This is a genomic window from Psychroserpens sp. NJDZ02, from assembly GCF_004843725.1.
GTDB lineage: Bacteria > Bacteroidota > Bacteroidia > Flavobacteriales > Flavobacteriaceae > Olleya.
In genome coordinates this window covers 656951-674460 of record NZ_CP039451.1, presented here as the reverse complement: position 1 = coordinate 674460, position 17510 = coordinate 656951, and the positions used below count along the sequence as shown (strand labels likewise).

At 32.5% G+C, this 17510-nt stretch carries 19 protein-coding genes; 4 read left to right on the top strand and 15 right to left on the bottom strand.

Annotated features, from left to right (window positions below; translation table 11 throughout):
* Nucleotides 1-20: 20 nt before the first annotated feature.
* Nucleotides 21-1292, bottom strand: coding sequence for a kynureninase (gene kynU / locus E9099_RS03005; RefSeq protein ID WP_136582238.1), 1272 nt, complete (start codon nucleotides 1290-1292; stop codon nucleotides 21-23).
* 180 nt (nucleotides 1293-1472) lie between these two features.
* Nucleotides 1473-2132: a hypothetical protein gene (locus E9099_RS03000; RefSeq protein ID WP_136582237.1), complete on the bottom strand. Its 660-nt coding sequence runs from the start codon at nucleotides 2130-2132 to the stop codon at nucleotides 1473-1475.
* A 79-nt stretch (nucleotides 2133-2211) separates the two neighbouring features.
* Between E9099_RS03000 and E9099_RS19675 the strand changes: the two genes are divergently transcribed.
* Together E9099_RS19675 and E9099_RS19670 are read left to right on the top strand one after the other, a co-directional pair.
* Nucleotides 2212-2598 (top strand): class I SAM-dependent methyltransferase, encoded by a 387-nt coding sequence (locus E9099_RS19675; RefSeq protein ID WP_317130645.1) that lies wholly within the window; start codon nucleotides 2212-2214, stop codon nucleotides 2596-2598.
* Nucleotides 2599-3006 (top strand): hypothetical protein, encoded by a 408-nt coding sequence (locus E9099_RS19670; protein WP_317130644.1) that lies wholly within the window; start codon nucleotides 2599-2601, stop codon nucleotides 3004-3006. It begins immediately after the preceding gene.
* A gap of 9 nt (nucleotides 3007-3015) precedes the next feature.
* Here E9099_RS19670 and msrA read toward each other — a convergent pair whose 3' ends face one another.
* From msrA to E9099_RS02980, 3 genes are all read right to left on the bottom strand, one after another.
* Entirely contained in the window at nucleotides 3016-3672 is a 657-nt protein-coding gene (gene msrA / locus E9099_RS02990; RefSeq protein WP_136582236.1) for a peptide-methionine (S)-S-oxide reductase MsrA, read from the bottom strand.
* Nucleotides 3673-3815: 143 nt separating this feature from the next.
* Nucleotides 3816-4598 (bottom strand): zinc ribbon domain-containing protein, encoded by a 783-nt coding sequence (locus E9099_RS02985; protein ID WP_136582235.1) that lies wholly within the window; start codon nucleotides 4596-4598, stop codon nucleotides 3816-3818.
* A 3-nt stretch (nucleotides 4599-4601) separates the two neighbouring features.
* Nucleotides 4602-5696: a Nif3-like dinuclear metal center hexameric protein gene (locus tag E9099_RS02980; protein ID WP_136582234.1), complete on the bottom strand. Its 1095-nt coding sequence runs from the start codon at nucleotides 5694-5696 to the stop codon at nucleotides 4602-4604.
* 124 nt (nucleotides 5697-5820) lie between these two features.
* Between E9099_RS02980 and lpxK the strand changes: the two genes are divergently transcribed.
* On the top strand, nucleotides 5821-6825 hold the full coding sequence (gene lpxK / locus E9099_RS02975; protein ID WP_136582233.1) for a tetraacyldisaccharide 4'-kinase: 1005 nt from the start codon (nucleotides 5821-5823) through the stop codon (nucleotides 6823-6825).
* On the opposite strand, the gene E9099_RS02970 is transcribed toward lpxK, so the two are convergent.
* From E9099_RS02970 to E9099_RS02945, 6 genes are all read right to left on the bottom strand, one after another.
* On the bottom strand, nucleotides 6822-9056 hold the full coding sequence (locus tag E9099_RS02970; RefSeq protein WP_240788946.1) for an ATP-binding protein: 2235 nt from the start codon (nucleotides 9054-9056) through the stop codon (nucleotides 6822-6824). The genes lpxK and E9099_RS02970 overlap by 4 nt on opposite strands.
* 48 nt (nucleotides 9057-9104) lie before the next feature.
* Nucleotides 9105-10100, bottom strand: a complete 996-nt coding sequence (gap, locus tag E9099_RS02965) for a type I glyceraldehyde-3-phosphate dehydrogenase (protein WP_136582232.1) — start codon at nucleotides 10098-10100, stop codon at nucleotides 9105-9107.
* A 1-nt stretch (nucleotide 10101) separates the two neighbouring features.
* Nucleotides 10102-10980 (bottom strand): lipoyl synthase, encoded by an 879-nt coding sequence (lipA, locus tag E9099_RS02960; RefSeq protein ID WP_101017253.1) that lies wholly within the window; start codon nucleotides 10978-10980, stop codon nucleotides 10102-10104.
* An 82-nt stretch (nucleotides 10981-11062) separates the two neighbouring features.
* A complete protein-coding gene (locus tag E9099_RS02955) occupies nucleotides 11063-11611 on the bottom strand; it encodes an RNA polymerase sigma factor (protein ID WP_136582231.1) in 549 nt (182 codons plus the stop codon).
* Nucleotides 11602-12714, bottom strand: coding sequence for a glycosyltransferase (locus E9099_RS02950; RefSeq protein WP_205961016.1), 1113 nt, complete (start codon nucleotides 12712-12714; stop codon nucleotides 11602-11604). Before E9099_RS02950 ends, E9099_RS02955 begins: the two co-directional genes overlap by 10 nt.
* A gap of 3 nt (nucleotides 12715-12717) precedes the next feature.
* Complete coding sequence (locus E9099_RS02945; protein WP_101017258.1) at nucleotides 12718-12921, bottom strand: membrane or secreted protein; 204 nt, start codon at nucleotides 12919-12921, stop codon at nucleotides 12718-12720.
* A 200-nt stretch (nucleotides 12922-13121) separates the two neighbouring features.
* Here E9099_RS02945 and aqpZ point away from each other — a divergent pair, with 200 nt between their 5' ends.
* Nucleotides 13122-13811 (top strand): aquaporin Z, encoded by a 690-nt coding sequence (aqpZ, locus tag E9099_RS02940; protein WP_136582230.1) that lies wholly within the window; start codon nucleotides 13122-13124, stop codon nucleotides 13809-13811.
* An 82-nt stretch (nucleotides 13812-13893) separates the two neighbouring features.
* On the opposite strand, the gene E9099_RS02935 is transcribed toward aqpZ, so the two are convergent.
* The 4 genes from E9099_RS02935 to E9099_RS02920 are packed head-to-tail and all read right to left on the bottom strand — an operon-like array spanning nucleotide 13894 to nucleotide 17490.
* On the bottom strand, nucleotides 13894-14688 hold the full coding sequence (locus E9099_RS02935; protein WP_136582229.1) for an anti-sigma factor domain-containing protein: 795 nt from the start codon (nucleotides 14686-14688) through the stop codon (nucleotides 13894-13896).
* A gap of 5 nt (nucleotides 14689-14693) precedes the next feature.
* Nucleotides 14694-15230 (bottom strand): RNA polymerase sigma factor, encoded by a 537-nt coding sequence (locus E9099_RS02930; RefSeq protein WP_136582228.1) that lies wholly within the window; start codon nucleotides 15228-15230, stop codon nucleotides 14694-14696.
* A 56-nt stretch (nucleotides 15231-15286) separates the two neighbouring features.
* Nucleotides 15287-16300 (bottom strand): UDP-N-acetylmuramate dehydrogenase, encoded by a 1014-nt coding sequence (murB, locus tag E9099_RS02925; protein WP_136582227.1) that lies wholly within the window; start codon nucleotides 16298-16300, stop codon nucleotides 15287-15289.
* Nucleotides 16300-17490: a pyridoxal phosphate-dependent aminotransferase gene (locus tag E9099_RS02920; RefSeq protein WP_136582226.1), complete on the bottom strand. Its 1191-nt coding sequence runs from the start codon at nucleotides 17488-17490 to the stop codon at nucleotides 16300-16302. Before E9099_RS02920 ends, murB begins: the two co-directional genes overlap by 1 nt.
* Between the last annotated feature and the right edge of the window lie 20 nt (nucleotides 17491-17510).

The window sequence follows — 17510 nt, the reverse complement described above, 5'->3', positions numbered from 1 at the left end:
CTCGTTGTTTAGTTTTGTAATTATTGGTTTAATATCTCTTTCAGCTTCTCCACCATTCTATACACATCTTTAAAGGTGTTGTATAATGGCACAGGAGCGCAACGTATTACGTCTGGCTCTCTCCAATCTGTAATGATATGTGCTTCGGTTAATTTTTTATGTAAATTTTTGTCAGCATCCTTGACCTGAATGGATAATTGGCAACCGCGTTCTTTGGGGTTAGATGGTGTTATGATTGTTATTTTGTCGTTATTCAATTCGTTAATTAAAAACTCGAAATAACCAGTTAGCTTTTCTGCTTTAGTTCTAATAGCGTCCATACCAACATCATTAAACATATCTAAAGATGCTTTTATGGCAGCCATAGATAATATTGGCGGATTACTTAATTGCCAACCTTCTGCTCCTGGAATAACGTCTAATGGTTGACGCATGTTAAATCTAGTCGATTTATTATGGCTCCACCAACCAGCAAAACGTTTTAATTCTTTATTGTGTGCATGTTTTTCGTGTACAAAAACGCCACCCAAACTTCCGGGTCCAGAATTTAAATATTTGTAGGTACACCATGCAGCAAAGTCAACACCAGAATCGTGTAATTCGGGTTTTATATTTCCTGCGCCATGTGCCAAATCGATACCTACTTTGCAGCCTTTTGCATGACCAAGTGTTGCTATTTTCTTTAAATCTAAATACTGACCAGTGTAATAGTTAACACCTCCAATAAGTAGTAATGCAACCTCGTCGCCTTGTTCTTCAAGAATAGTGTCTAGATCTTCAATATTTAAAAGCACTTCTCCTGGTCTTGGTTTCCATTCTATAACACCATCACTAGCATCAAAACCATGAAACTCTAATTGGGTTTGTACCGCGTATCTATCACTCGGGAAGGCATCACTTTCTATTACAATTTTGTATTTGGTTTTTGTTGGTTGGTAAAAACTGACCATTAATAAGTGCAAGTTAGTCGTTAAGGTATTCATTATAACCACTTCAATTGGTTTTGCACCAACAATTTTCGCCATAGATTCTGTTAAGAATTCATGATAAGGCATCCAAGGATTTTTTGCTTCAAAATGACCTTCTACACCAAGGTTTGCCCAATCGTCAAGTTCTTGATTTATATAGTCTTTGGTTGCTTTTGGTTGTAAACCAAGTGAGTTTCCTGTAAAGTATAACCAATCGTTTCCTTGTTTGTCTTTTGGTATATGAAATTGAGTTCTGTATTGTAACAATGGGTCATTTTGATCCTCTTGCTTAGCGTAATCTAGACCTTGTTTGTAGTTGGACACGATGTGTAGTTTTTCGGGTTTACACAAAAATAAGAATTATTAATTTAGAAATGAAGGGGAAATATAGCGCATGAAAAAGGGCTAAATAAATTAAATTTAAGAAGCCCTTCAAAATTTATGTTGTCGCTATTTAGCGGGATTACAAGATATACGTTTAGATTGTATAGTTTGGATGTTTGGTTAATCGATTTTTATAGAAATATTGGTAAAATATAAATTCCAATGGCCTTCTGACTTTTTATGATCTTTGGCTATTTTAATTCCGTTAAAATCTTCGTAATTCTCGAAAGACGTTATCATTGATGGTGTGGCGGTATTTCCTTTTCTGAAAATCCATTCTTTGATCATATAATTATTGTCGTAATAAAAATCGTAAGCATCTCCTGGTGTATAACCACCAGAATTGCCATACACCAATGTTAATTTATTTAAAGAAGCTTTGCTTATGGGTGCAATTTTGTTTGTTGAATCCGAAATTTTTGTCCCTTGGTCCCAAACCAATTGAAATGGTGCTAATAGCCAGTATTTATCGTTAATAAATCCTTGGTCTGTTTGTATCGTTAAACTATCTATTTGACTTCTGTTGTATGTTATTGTGTCTTTGTCAACAATAAGCGACACTTCGTTTAGTTTTGGTTTCCATGACCATGAACGTTCAAAATGACTGCTATCTTTATCAACATTAAATGTGAAATCTATTTGATTTATTGTATTCCAATTAGTCAGTCCGTGTGCATGGGCTATTTTTTTAGCAGTAGAGACTTTGTTCTCTTCCATTTTTATTTCTTTTTTACAAGAGAAACAAGTGATTGCAATAATGATAAGTAATAGTTTATTCATCTTAATATTTTTTGCAAAGATAGGGAAGCATTTTTTCTTTAAAATAGAAATAGTAAATTAGTGACTTAATGAGGATTGTATGAAAGAAAATTACTTCGATGTAAATAAAACAACTTGGAATGAGAAGGTTAAGGTTCATGTAGCAAGTCAGTTTTATGATATGCAGTCTTTTAGAAAAGGTAATAGCTCTTTAAAAGAATTCGAGTTACGCGCGCTTGGTGATGTTAAAGGGAAATCCATGTTGCATTTGCAATGCCATTTTGGGCAAGACACCTTAAGTTGGGCTAGGTTAGGGGCAAATTGTACAGGTGTAGATTTAAGTAATGAAGGCATTGACTTAGCGAAGACGTTGAATAAGGAATTAAGTTTAGATGCTGAGTTTGTATGGTGTAATGTTTTAGAGACGTCTAAATATGTTAAAGAGACTTTTGATATTGTTTTTACCAGTTATGGTGTTATTGGTTGATTGCCAGATTTAAAACCTTGGGGTAAAATGATTGCTGAAAAACTAAATAAAGGAGGTAGTTTTTATATGGTCGAGTTTCACCCGATAGTTTGGATGTTTGATTATTTAGAAGGTATACCAATAATTAAATATGGGTATATGCAGGAGGAAGTGATTTATGAAGAATATGTAGGGACTTATGCTGATCCTAATTCAAAAATGATTAGCAAAGAGTCTACATGGAATCATGGTTTGAGTGAAGTCATAAACGCGTTAACAGAAGCAGGATTGCATATCGAGTTTTTAAATGAATATGACGACAGTCCATATAATATATTGCCAGATTTAGTCGAAACCCAATCTGGCAATTATATATTAAAGAATAAATTATATCCTCTTATTTTTGAAATTAAAGCGACTAAGCTTTAGTTTGAATGTTTAGTGATTACTCTTAAGTAGCTCCGGCATCTTAGTTTTGAACTTATTTAACCTTGGAATAGATACATTTTGAATGTATGGGTTTTCAGGATGTAAACGTTCGTAATTTTGATGGTAATCTTCAGCTTTCCAAAATTTCAGGAATGGATATACTTCTGCGGCTATAGTCGCGTTAAGTTGTTTAGCTAAAGCTTTTTTCTTTGTTTCAATAATTAGTTTTTGCGCATCGTTTTGATAGAATATAATAGATCGGTATTGACTACCTCTGTCTGGACCTTGTCCATTAGCTTGGGTAGGGTTTTGAGAGGCGAAATAAACATCAACTAAAGTTTCAAAACTAATAACTTCCGGATTGTAAATAACTTCTACTGCTTCCGCATGGCCCGTACGGCCCGTATTACTTTGCTCGTAAGTTGGTTTTTTTGTGTGTCCTCCTGAATACCCATTTATGACTTCTTCAACGCCTTTAACGCTTTCATAAACGGCCTCAACACACCAAAAGCAACCACTTGCGAAATAGGCTTTAGCTTGTCCGTTGTCTAATGCAGCGCTTACAGGTGTTGCTGTTTTTATAGCGTTTTGTTTTGGGTTAGTTTGTGCTTGATTATTGCAACTAAACAATAGCGATAAGAATAATACTGGAATTAATTTTTTCATTTTCTTTTTCTTTTTTATTTTGACGTATAAAGTATCGAAACCTTAATTAAGAAAGTGATAAATATATCTTAATATTTTTTAGAATTTGGGCATAAAAAAAGCCTTTACAATGTAAAGGCTTCTTAATATAATTTAGAAAGTGCTTACGATAATTTTGAAAACAATTTTTCCATTTTTGCTTTTTGCTCTTCTGCTAATGCAGCATCAACAAGGATACGTCCACTGTGCTCATCCGTAATTATTTTTTTACGTGCTCCAATTTCCATTTGTACTTGTGGTGGAATAGTAAAGTATGATCCTCCTGAAGCTCCTCTTTCGATTGGCACTACAGCTAAACCATTTTTAACGTTTACTCTGATACGGTTGTAAGCTTTTACTAAACGTGCTTCGATTTTTTTCTTGTAATCGTCAGCCTTTTCAATAAGTGCTTTTTCTTCTTTTTCAGTTTCCTTTAAGATAGCGTCTAATTCGCTTTTCTTATGTTTTAAGTGCGTTTCACGCTGTTTGTTATGTTCTTTTGTTTTAGAAATAACATCTTTTTTCTGATCTATCTGAGCTTTAAATTCTCTGATATGTTTTTCAGCTAATTCAATTTCTAACTCTTGAAATTCAACTTCCTTAGTTAAAGAGTTAAATTCTCTGTTATTTCTAACATTTTTTTGTTGCTCAGAGTATTTTTTAATTAAAGCTTTAGCTTCTTCAATTAAATTTTTCTTAGAATTAATATCTGCATCTACAGAGCTTAAGCTATCTTCTAACTTTGCTAATCTGGTTTTTAATCCTGCAACTTCGTCTTCTAAATCGCTAACCTCTAAAGGTAATTCTCCACGTACGTTTCTAATTTCGTCAATTCTAGAGTCTATTAATTGTAGATCATATAATGCTCTTAGGCGATCTTCTACAGTTGCTTCTTTTGTCTTTGCCATATATTAAAAATACTTAACAGGATTGGTATTTGTGTTCGATAAAATAAATGCAAAATTAGGGATTTTTTTGTTAAGTATGGCTACTAATCCGTTTTTTGTGAATTGTTCACTTTCATAATGCCCTATATCTGTTAATAGTATAGTGTCTTCTGCTTGATAAAAATCATGATATTTTAAGTCTGATGTAACAAAAACATCAGCACCTGCAGCTTTTGCGGCTTGTATTGCAAAGCTACCAGACCCTCCTAATACAGCTATTTTTTTTACAGGTTTATTTAATAATTGTGAGTGTCTTATTTGCGAAACATTCATTTTTTCCTTTAAATAGTTTAAAAAGTCAGTTTCAGATTGCGGGATTTCTAATTCTGCGATCATTCCCATGCCTATATTTTGATTCGTGTTTTCAATGGTTATTAACTCATAAGCTACTTCTTCATAACTATGTGATTCAAAAAGAGCTTTTAATACTTTGCTTTCAAGATGTTTGGCAAACGTAATGTTTATTTGAGTTTCGGGTTCATTATGGTTTTTTCCAATAACACCAAGTGTGGGGTTCGCGTCTTTGTTGGCTGAGTAGGTTCCTATACCTTCTGTATTAAAACTGCAATTGTTGTAATTACCAATTTGACCTGCACCTGCATTAAATAAAGCATTTCTTAAAGCTTCTGCTTCTTCTTCTGGAACATAAGTGGTTAGTTTTTTTATAGTTTGCTTTTGTGGGATTAAAATCTGTTGGTTTTTAAGATTCAGTTGGTTACATATCATCGCATTTACACCGTTTTTATCATTGTCTAAAGCGGTATGTATGGCGTAAATGGCAATATTATTTTTGATCGCTTTTAAAATGGTCCGTTCTACGTAGTTTTTTCCAGTAATACTTTTTAAACCTTTGAATATTATGGGGTGAAAACTTAATATGAAGTTGCAGTTTTTTGCAATTGCTTCATCAATAACGGCTTCTAATGTATCTAAAGTGACTAATACATTGGTAATTATAGTGTTTTTATCACCGACCAACAATCCGACATTGTCAAAATCTTCTGCATAATTAAGCGGTGCTATTTCTTCAAGATGACTAATCAGGTCTTTAACTAACATACTTTTTTGTCTTTATTATTTAAAACAAATATAAAATATTTACTTTCGTTACTATTAATCTTGCTAGCATTTCATATTTAAATAAAATGTAGCAGTCTTGTGTAATAGACTATAAATTATTTTAATGAAATTTTTGCGTTTTATATTATTTCCTATTGTTCCAGTTTATTTTGTTGTGACATGGTTTAGAAACCTAATGTATGATATGGGTTGGAAAAGTTCTAAAAGTTATGGTTTTCCAATACTATGTGTTGGTAATTTAAGCACAGGCGGTACAGGAAAAACACCTATGGTCGAATATATAATTAGATTACTAAAGGATGATTTGAGGTTAGCGACGCTAAGTAGAGGCTATGGTAGAAAAACCAAAGGGTTTGTGCTAGGAAATCGGTCTTCTAATGCTGAGAGTTTAGGGGATGAGCCATTTCAATTTTACAATAAGTTTAGTGCTAATGTTTTAGTTGCTGTAGATGCAAATAGGCAAGAAGGGATAACGCAATTAATTAAGAGCGAACCAAAACCACAATTAATAGTGTTGGACGATGCTTTTCAACATAGAAAAGTAACCGCTGGTTTTTATGTGATGTTGACAACATATGCTAATTTATATACCAAAGATTTTGTTTTACCGAGTGGTAATTTACGAGAACCAAAGAGTGGTGCTAAACGTGCGAATATTATCGTAGTCACTAAATGCCCCAACGATTTAACTACTGCTAAAAAACAGGCTATTATATCGGAAATTAAACCGTTAGAATATCAGAGTGTCTTTTTTAGTTCGATTAGCTATAGTACGATTTTGTATTCTGAAGATAAGTCAGTTGGTTTAAATGAGCTATCCAATTTTAAGTTAATCACTGGGATTGCTAATGCAACGCCGTTAGTCGATTTTTTAACTGAAAAGGATTTGGATTTTGAACATATAGCTTTTAAAGATCATCATAATTTTAGTCTTCAAGAAATTGAGCGTTTCTCTCAATATGATTGTATAGTAACTACCGAAAAAGATTATATGCGCTTAAAAAATGAAGTGTCTTTGATTGGTAAATTATATTATCTTCCAATAAAAGTAGAAATCGATAATGCTGAACAATTTAACACGCTAATTAAGGACTTTGCGTTACACTAAGACAGGTTTTCTTTTTTTGTAAGCATTAAGGCATTAAATAGTTTTTTCTCAAACTCTTCTTGTTTAAAAGGTTTAGGTATAATATCCGTAAAACCAGCGTCATCAAATTCTTGCATTTTGTCCTCGATAGTTACGGCAGTAAGCGCAAAAATAGTCAGTTCTTTATCAAATTCTCGAATTAATTTTGTGGCCTCCATACCGCTTATTCCTGGCATGTGTATATCCATTAAAACAACATCGTAGTCTATTGATTTTACTTTATCGACAGCGTCTTCTCCGTTGTCTACGACGTCACAATAGAGTTTCATTTTATTCAAGATCTTTTTAGTAATCATTTGATTAATCTTATTATCCTCAACGACTAATATTTTTATATTACTTAGTTCCAATTCGTCAATTTCATTAAAATAGTTAGCTTTTTTCTCAACGATAATTTCATTACTTTTTTTCATTGGTATTTCAAAGAAAAATGTTGTTCCTTTTCCTAATTCGCTTTTCATGTAGATTTTTCCTTTTAAAATATCTATTAGACCTTTAACGATAGAAAGTCCAAGACCAGTCCCACCATATTTTCTGTTAATTTGTATAGAACCTTGAGAGAAGCTTTCAAACATATTCTGTTGTTTTTCTTCACTTATACCAATTCCATTGTCTTCAACTTCATATTTAACATTAAAGTTATCGCCCTCTTTATTTTGTTTAACAATTCTAATCCAAATATCCCCATCCTTTGTGAATTTAATAGAGTTCCCGATTAAATTAATTAATATTTGCGAAATTTTTAATTGATCAGCATTAAAGTTAGTAGGTAGGTCTCTATCGTATTCTAAATGTAATTTTGTGTTATTGTCCGAAGCAGAGTTGTTGAGTGCAGATATTACATTTTCTACTTTCTTTTTTAAATTGAATACTTCAGGTTCTATATCTACTTTATTAGCCTCAATCTTGTTAATTTGGAGGATGTCATTTATAAAAGTTAATAAGTAATCTCCAGAAAATTTCAGTGACTTTAAATGTTGTATTTGTGCGGGTTTTGGATTTTCTTCCAATAGCATATTTGTTAACCCTGTTACCGCATATAAAGGCGTTCTAAGTTCATGGGTTACTGTAGATAAAAAATTAGCTTTAGTTTTGGTTGCTAACTCAGCTTTCTCCATTGCTATTGTTAATTCTGCATTTTTTTTGTGCAAAATATTATTAGATTTTAGTCTAATATTATTGTTTTTGTAAAGCGATAAAGTCAATAAAGATAATATTGTAATTAAAGCAATACTTAAAATTGTAGTTAGCTTTTCTAACCAAGTAGAACTAGCTTCTTTTTGTAAATCGGCCTCCTTTTCTTTTTGATATTCTATAGGGTTACTATAAAGTTTGTCTAATCTTTTTTCAGGTGATAGGTAGCTGCGTTTGAGCTGCAAAAGAGAATCGTTAAGTGTAAGATGTTTTTTTAAATAAGAATTTGCATTTTTATAATCTTCTTTTTGACTGTATAGATCACTTAATGCGGCATAAGCTTTATTAATAACACCAGGATATTTGTTTTTTTGAGCAATGGAAAGCCCTAGATTTAATGTCTTTTCGGCTTCATTTAAATCGCCTAGTTTTGCTATAGTATTACCAAGACTTAAATAAGTACTACTTAAAATTCTCTTGTCTTTATAGCGTTTGGATAATGCTATTGCAGCATCATACTCTGCTTTCGCTTCTTCGAATTTTCCTAACTTATAGTTGGCGTTACCCTTATATAATCTAGTTTCTGCCTCGTGATCATGTAGGTTTTCATTTTCAAATGCTTGTTGAGCAGAGTTAAAATAGTCTAAAGCTCTGCTGTATTCCTTTCGGCTCATAAAGACATTTCCTATAGTTTTATAGGTTTCAGCAATATTAATATGATCTTCAGCAAAACGTTGTTTTTCTACAGCTTTAAATAAGCTTTTCAAAGCATCAACAGGCTCTTCAGTGATAAATTGGATTTTTCCTATTTTACTGTATATTAATCCAATACTTCTATTGTCTTTTATTTCATGAGCTAGTGCAAGCGCTTGGTCAAGATCGCTTTGTGCTTTGTAAAACTCATTATTGTCTATGTTTTTTTGTGCTAAACTAATGTTGTAGTTAATCTTGCCTTGTATGACTTCTGTTTTTTTGTCAGAAAGGTCTTGTGCTTGCAGATTTAATCCTGCAATAAAGAACATAAAATAAGTGAAAAATTTTATAGTTTGGGACTTCATTTTTTACATTTATTCTAACAAATATAAATATTTATCCGTCATAAGTTATTATTTTTCCGACAAATTGAAAATCAAGTCAATGATTCTACTGGAATACCCAGTTTCATTATCGTACCAGCCAATGATCTTTACCATATTGCCGATTACCGAGGTCATTTGGGCGTCAAAAATACAAGAGTGCGGATTGCCTACAATGTCAATAGATACAATAGGATCTTCTGTGTATTCTAGAATCCCTTTATATTTTTCTTGAGATGCTTTTTTAAAAGCTTCGTTAATTGTTTGGATGGTTACAGATTGTTTTACATTAAACGTAATATCCGTTAATGATCCATTAGCAACAGGGACTCTAATACCACAACCACCTATAACTTCTGATAGTTCTGGAAAAATTTTAGTTAATGCTTTTGCAGCTCCAGTAGTCGTAGGTACTATACTTTGTCCTGCAGCTCGAGCACGACGTAAATCTCTATGTGGTTGATCGTGTAAACTTTGATCTGTAGTATAAGAATGAATTGTTGTGATGTAAGCTTGGTTTATACCACATAACTCATTAATAATATCAATCATTGGAGCTGCATTGTTTGTCGTACAAGACGCATTAGATATTATGGTTTCAGTACCATCTAATTCGTTTTGATTAACACCTAAAACGATAGTTTTAATATCATCTTCAATTGCAGGAACACTTAATATTACGCGCTTTGCGCCATTAGTGATATGGTGCTGTAAATCTGAAGTTGTTTTAAATTTTCCTGTAGACTCTATGACAAAATCAGGAGAAAATAAAGACCAGTCAATACTTTTTGGATGGTTTTGATTTAGTAAAGGAACAGCAACACCATTAACAAGTATGGTGTGATCTGTCGATGTGATATCTGCAGGGAATACACCATGTATACTGTCATACTTTGCTAGATGAGCTAATGTTTTGGCATCTGCTAAATCATTAATGGCAACAACCCTAATTTTTGGATTATTATAAAGTAGTCTAAAAACACGTCGTCCTATGCGTCCAAAACCATTAATGGCAACTGTAATCATATTAATTAATGTGTTTTTGAGCTTTGTAAGAAGAACGCACTAAAGCACTACTTTCTACATGTCTAAACCCTAATTTAAGCCCAATCTCTTCGTATTCTTTAAACTCGTCTGGTAGTATAAAGCGTTTTACAGGTAAATGCTTTTTACTAGGTTGTAAGTATTGTCCAATAGTAACAACATCTACATCATTATCACGTAGGTCATGAAGTGTTTGTATAACCTCTTCACGTTCTTCTCCAAGACCTAGCATAATACCAGATTTAGTTCTACGTTGTCCTTGTTGCTTTAAGTATTTTAAAACACCTAGACTTTTTTCGTATTTTGCTTGTATGCGGACTTCTCTTGTTAGTCTTTTTACAGTTTCTATGTTATGAGAAACAACTTCAGGAGCGACATCGATAATGCGATCAATATGCATTTCTACGCCCTGAAAATCTGGAATTAAAGTCTCAAGAGTCGTTTCTGGGTTCATTCTACGAACAGCCTTAACTGTTTCTGCCCACATAATACTTCCCATATCTTTTAGGTCGTCTCTATCCACGCTTGTCAAAACAGCATGTTTAATTCCCATTATTTTAATAGAGCGTGCTACTTTTTCTGGTTCATCCCAATCCACATCTTCCGGGCGTCCAGTTTTTACACCGCAAAAACCACATGATCTAGTACAAACATTTCCTAAAATCATGAATGTTGCAGTACCTTCTCCCCAGCATTCTCCCATGTTCGGGCAGCTTCCTGATGCGCAAATTGTATTTAGGCTGTATTTGTCAACTAAACCTCTTAATTCTGTGTATTTTTTACCAGTAGGTAATTTTACACGTAACCATTTTGGTTTTGGTTGTCTTTTTGGTAATATATTAGATGCAGTTTCTGTATTCATAAGTGCAGTTTTCTATAAGCAAAGATACGAAGTATTTTGTTTAAAATTTAAGGCGAAGCTGTAAAGTAAGGGTGATGGAAAGCTACTTTTTCCGAATGACTTCTGCTAATAATTTTTTAGCGCGAAGTAATTTTACTTTGATATTATTTATAGGTTCTTTTAATTCTTCAGAAATTTCTTTGTAACTCAATTCTTGAAAATAACGAAGGTTTATAACTTCTTGATAGTGAGGTTTTATTTTTTTTATATCTTTTAGTAATTTGGCCAGGTTTTGTTCAGTAATTAATTTGTCTTCAGCAGAAGGGCTTTCGTCTGCGACTTGATAAACGTCATTCTCATTTATTTGAGAGATGGCCTGTTTAATGCTGTTTTTTTCTTTTCTAATAATATCGATATGGATATTTTTAGAAATAGTAATTAACCAAGTGTTGAAAGCGTATTTATTATTGTAAGATTCAATTTTATCAAATGCTTTAGAAAAGGTTTGGATGGTGATGTCTTCAGCGTCATTTTCATTCTGAATACGTTTTAACTGAAACCCATACACCTTATCCCAGTAATTATTTAGTAGATAGTTAAACGCTTTTTGATCGTTTTTTTTAGCTCTTGTTATGGCTTCGTCTATTTCCAATAATTTGGTTTTGATATTTGATTAGTTATAAAGATACTAAATTGTAGTACAATCAAAGTGATTTCTAGAAAAGGTAATAGTAATATTGTATCTAATTCGTTTAGTTTTTTTGCTGAATACCCTAATGTTAAATACTGAAATAAAAACCTTAAAAGGATTAAGCCTAGTACAAATGGCCACAAGTAAGTGGTTGCTAGTAGTATTATGCTTAACACATAAAATAACACTTGTGTGATGTAAAATAGAGCTAACAAAAATTGATGTTTAATTTTATAATGTTTTGCTGTAGATACATGTCTGCGTTTTTGTTTTATCCAATCTTTTAAAGTTGTTTTTGGAATGGAGCTTGTAAAACTTTGTGGCGTAATGCTAATGGTTGTGTTTTTTGAATTAGCAGCTTCATTTATAAATAAATCGTCATCACCTGATCTAATCTGTATGTGCTTTATAAACCCATTAGTTTTAAAAAACTCATCTCTATGATACGCTAAATTACGACCGACGCCCATAAAAGGAATTCCTATTTTTGCAAAAGAAAAATATTGGGTTGCTGTTAAAAGTGTTTCAAATCTAATCAGCTTGTTAAGTAAAGAGTTTTTGACTTTATTATAAGCACCATAGCCTAAAATAATGGTTTCTTTTTCAGAAAAATTAGCACTCATTTGCTTAATCCATTGATTGGATAATGGTTGGCAATCTGCATCGGTGAATAAAAGATGGTCGTATTTAGCAGCTTTAATACCAAGTGATAAAGCGTGTTTTTTATTTCCCCAAAACGCCTCGATGTTTTTAACATCTACAATTTTGATGTTATTATGGCTAGATTTAAAGTTTTCAAAAATAGCCAAGGTATCATCAGAGGAAGAATCGTTGATTAAAACAATTTCAAAATTGGCATAGTCTTGTTCTAAAATACTAGGAAGTAATTTTTTAATATTCTCCGCTTCATTTTTAGCACATATAATTACGGAAACAGGAATAGTATTGGTAGGCTTTTTTGTGTTCTTTGAAAAAGCGAAGCTACCAAATAGGACAGCATAAAATAATACTTGAATGACAACCACAGCCGCAAAACTGTAGAATAATACCTCAAGTATTAGCATGTGTTAAGAGTGTTGTGTTTCGTTACAATTGTCAAATTGATCTGGAGATTTACCGCAAAATCCACAAGATTCTCCTTCTGTATTTAACATAGGGTTTTGACTGGCACATGTTCCTGCAAATTTACCGTCTTTTTTTGCCCAAATTTTAATTGCAATTCCTGCAAATCCTAAGCCTAAAAGGCCAATAGTAAGTAATAAAAGTTTCAAAATAAGTTGCTTTTTTAGTTTTACAAAGATACTAAATTTTAGGAAAAAGAGCTTTGATTTTAACTTTTCAAAAGTATTGTTTCATTTTAATGACCTTGAAAAGTGTATTTCATCGAAATTCTTATTCTAGACACAGTGAAATAGTAAAATCAATCTGTTTTTTTTATAATTTGATAGTCTAACTTTTAAATATTAAAAATATGAAAAAATTATTTGCAGAGTTTTTTGGAACCTTTTGGTTGGTCTTTGGTGGATGTGGTAGTGCTATTTTTGCAGCAGGATTCCCAGATTTAGGAATTGGTTTTGTTGGTGTTGCATTAGCGTTTGGACTAACTGTTTTAACGATGGCTTTTGCTGTGGGGCATATTTCTGGAGGTCATTTTAATCCAGCTGTATCTCTTGGGCTATGGGCTGGTGGTAAGTTTTCTGCTAAAGAGTTGCCAGGTTATATAATAGCGCAATTAGTTGGAGCTATTGTAGCGGCTGTAGCTTTATTGTATATTGTTTCTGGTAAGGCAGGGTTTGTGGATGCGGGTGGATTTGCAGCCAATGGTTACGGGGACTTATCTCCTGATGGGTATTCTATGATGTCTGCTTTAGTAGCGGAGTTTTTATTGACGTTATTTTTTCTATTAATAATTTTAGGTAGTACTAGTGAAAAAGCTCCTAAAGGATTTGCCCCAATTGCTATTGGTTTAGGATTGACGTTAATACATTTAATAAGTATCCCAATTACAAATACTTCTGTTAATCCTGCTAGATCTACTAGTCAGGCATTATTTGCAGAAGGAGGAGAGCACCTTGCGCAATTATGGTTGTTTTGGGTAGCTCCAATTGCAGGAGCTCTAGTTGCTGGTGTAATACATAAAAAGGTATTGAGTAAAGATTAATATTTTATTTTAAGACAATAAAAAAAAAGCCTCACTTAATTAAAAGTGAGGCTTTCTTTTTCTAAATAATTTTAGTTGATATTTAATCTCCTATTTTTAAGGATATTTCAGCAACTGGTGTATCGTTAGATCTTACTTGACTACCTCCTTTAGGTTCTATTGATATACTTAATCCTAAAGCATCTTCTGTGTAAGGAATCTCTTGAAGACGTCTATCTGCTTCGCTTAACACGCCTAAATTGACCATTTTACCTTGTAATTCTGCCCATATTTGGTAGACTTTGTTATCAGGTAATTGAGGTAGTGAAACCACATCAATCATAGATTTTTTGTCTTCAGGGTTAATGTAGGCTACAGTCTTTAAATTTTTTGCTCTCGTATTTCCTTTTAAAACATACTTTTCTGTTTCAGGATTATTTAATTGCTTGAATTGATCTAAAAGTAGGTTTAGAGTGCTGTTGTTGTTTGCAATATCACCTCTTAAATCAAAAATTTCATCCGCAATAGTTTGGTTCTCGCTTGATAGTTGTTTGTTCTTATTGAAAAGATAAAAAGAACTTGAGGCAAACAATAAAGCGGTTACACTAGCTGCAATAGCTAAGCTGTACCATTTTTTTGTTCTTTTTGGCTTTAAAGCAATTACAGGTTTTTCATCTAAAGCATTTAATACATTGTCAAGTATTGACTTAGGTGCTTTTACTGAGCTTAATTGTGCAGTAAACTCTAATTGGTCTTGCAGCGTATCATATGCTTTTGCTATTTCTGGGTATTCAGAAATATAATGTTCTACTTCCAATGTTTCAGAAGCTGTGGTTTGGCCTATTAAATAATTATTTAATAAGTCAGATTTTAAAAATGTAGTTATTTTATCATTCATCTCTTTTACAATTTAGGGTTGTAAATTTTCTTCAATTCACGTAACGCAATTTTTAATCTTGATTTTATTGTTCCCAATGGGATGTCTAGTTCTTCACTAGCTTCTTGTTGTGTCATTCCTTCAAAAAATAAAGCGTTAATAACAATCTGATATTTTGAATCGAGTGTGTTTAGGTGTTTTTTTATGTCTAAAACATCCTCGTTTAAACTATTAGTTGTCAGCTTATATACGTTTGAATTCTCGATTTGGACTTCTTTGATAGATTTTTTATTTACAGATCGTATTTTATCTATCGCAGAGTTGTAGGCAATACGATACAGCCATGTAAATAATTTAGCTTTATCGGGATTGTAGCTTTTACCTTTTTTCCACACTTTTATAAGTGTTTCTTGCAGGACGTCTTGTGCTAAGTCATCGTCGGATATTACCTTTTTTATAACGCCTAATAAGGCATCTGCGTAATTTTCGTACAACAGGTTTATAGCTTGTTTATCACCGTTTTTGAGATGTGCTATAATATGTTCTTCTAATGAAAAGTTCAAGCTATTGTTTATCGTTTGTTAGTTTAACTGTTTTAATTTGAAGTTATTATATTTTGTTAGAAAATATTAACTTCAGCTTCAATTGAAATATTAAAGATACGATAAATAGTATCTTGTATTAATTTTGAAAGATTTAAAATATCCTCTCCTTTAGCGTCACTGTAGTTTACCAAAACTAAAGCTTGGTTTTTGTGTACACCATAATTGCCAAAGGTTTTACCTTTAAAACCCGCAGTTTCAATTAACCAGCCCGCGGGGACTTTAATTTCTGTCTCAGAAATCATATAGTGTGGAGGATCAGGAAAGTTTTTTTGAAGTACGGAAAATGCTTCACTTGAAATGACGGGGTTTTTAAAAAAGCTCCCTGAATTACCAATCTTTTTAGGGTCAGGTAATTTACTTTTGCGAATAGCGATAACAGCATTTGATACGTCTTGGACTGTTGGCTGCTTAATATTTAAATGTTCTAATTGCGAAGTTATCGCTCCGTAATTAGTATGTAAAGTGTGGTTTTTAGTGCTTAACTTAAAAACCACACTAGTAATTATATATTTTCCTTTTGCTTCTTGTTTAAATATAGAGTTACGATAACCAAAATTACAATCTTCATTATTAAAGGTTTCTAACTCTAAAGTTTCTAAATTTAAAGCTTTACAAGAATAAAAGTGGTCTTTAAGCTCTACACCATAAGCACCAATGTTCTGTATAGGGCTAGTGCCCACATTTCCTGGTATTAGAGATAAATTTTCTAAACCTCCAAAGTCTTGTTTTAAAGTCCATAAGACAAATTCATGCCAATTTTCGCCAGCCTGAGATTCTATTAAAACGTAGTCATCTGTTTTGGATACAATTGTTTTTCCTTTTAAATTTAAGTGAATAACAAGTTTGTCTACTGCTTTAGTCAATAGCATATTGCTACCTCCACCAAGGATAAACTTATCGGTATCTTTTTCAGTCGAATAAATAGATTTTAAATCTTCGATACGCTCAACCGATACAAAATGTTTAGCATTAACATCAATACCAAATGTATTGAAAGGCTTTAATGATATGTTGTTTAGAATAGTCACTAATCTTTGTATACTTTAAGCGCTTCTTTTAAAATATGTACAGCTTTTTTTAAACTATCCGTGTTTAGTACATAAGCAATTCTAATTTGATTTAAACCAACACCAGGTGTGCTGTAAAAACCAGCAGCAGGTGCCACCATAACAGTCTCTCCGTTAACATCAAAGTCTTCTAAAAGCCATTGTGCAAAAGTATCACTGTTTTTTACAGGTAACTGTACAATGCAATAAAAAGCACCTTTAGGGTTGGCTACTTGTACACCTTCAATTTTATTTAATTCTTCAATTAAGACATTTCTTCTTTCTACATATTCTTCAATAACATCATCAAAATAACTTTGAGGGGTGTCTAAAGCAGCTTCACTAGCAATTTGTGCCAATGTAGGAGGACTTAATCGTGCTTGTGCAAATTTTAATGCAGTGGCGATAACGGCTTTATTTTTAGAAACTAAACAACCAATACGTGCGCCACACATGCTGTAACGTTTAGAAACAGAATCTATTACAATAGCGTTGTCTTCTAAACCATCCACTTGTAAAATAGAATAATGTGTTGCTCCGTCATAAGCAAACTCACGATACACCTCGTCAGCAATTAAAAACAAATCATGCTTTTTAACAATGGCAGCTAGTTTTTGTATTTCTTCTTTAGAATATAAATAACCGGTCGGGTTCCCAGGGTTACAAATTAAGATTGCTTTTGTCTTAGGTGTGATTAGTTTTTCAAATTCTTCAATTGGAGGTAAAGCAAAATTATCTTCAATTTTAGAAATTACTGGGACAACCTTTACGCCGGAAGCAGTTGAAAATCCATTATAATTAGCATAAAATGGTTCTGGAATAATAACTTCATCATCCACATCCATAATACTACCAAAAGCAAATAATAACGCTTCACTACCACCTGTAGTTACAATAATGTCGTCATGTTTAACATGGATGTCATTTTTTTCGTAATAGTTGGCTATTTTTTTTCGGTATTGTTCTGAGCCTTCAGATCTTGAATATGATAATACATCTATATCCGCATCTTTAACAGCTTGCATTGCTATTTTAGGTGTTTTAATATCTGGCTGACCAATATTTAAATAATAAATATTTTTACCAGCTTTTGCTGCTTTTTCAGCAAATGGCACTAATTTTCTTATTGGTGACTGTGGCATTAACTGCCCTTTATTAGAAATCTTTGGCATTATAAATTATTTAGATTGCA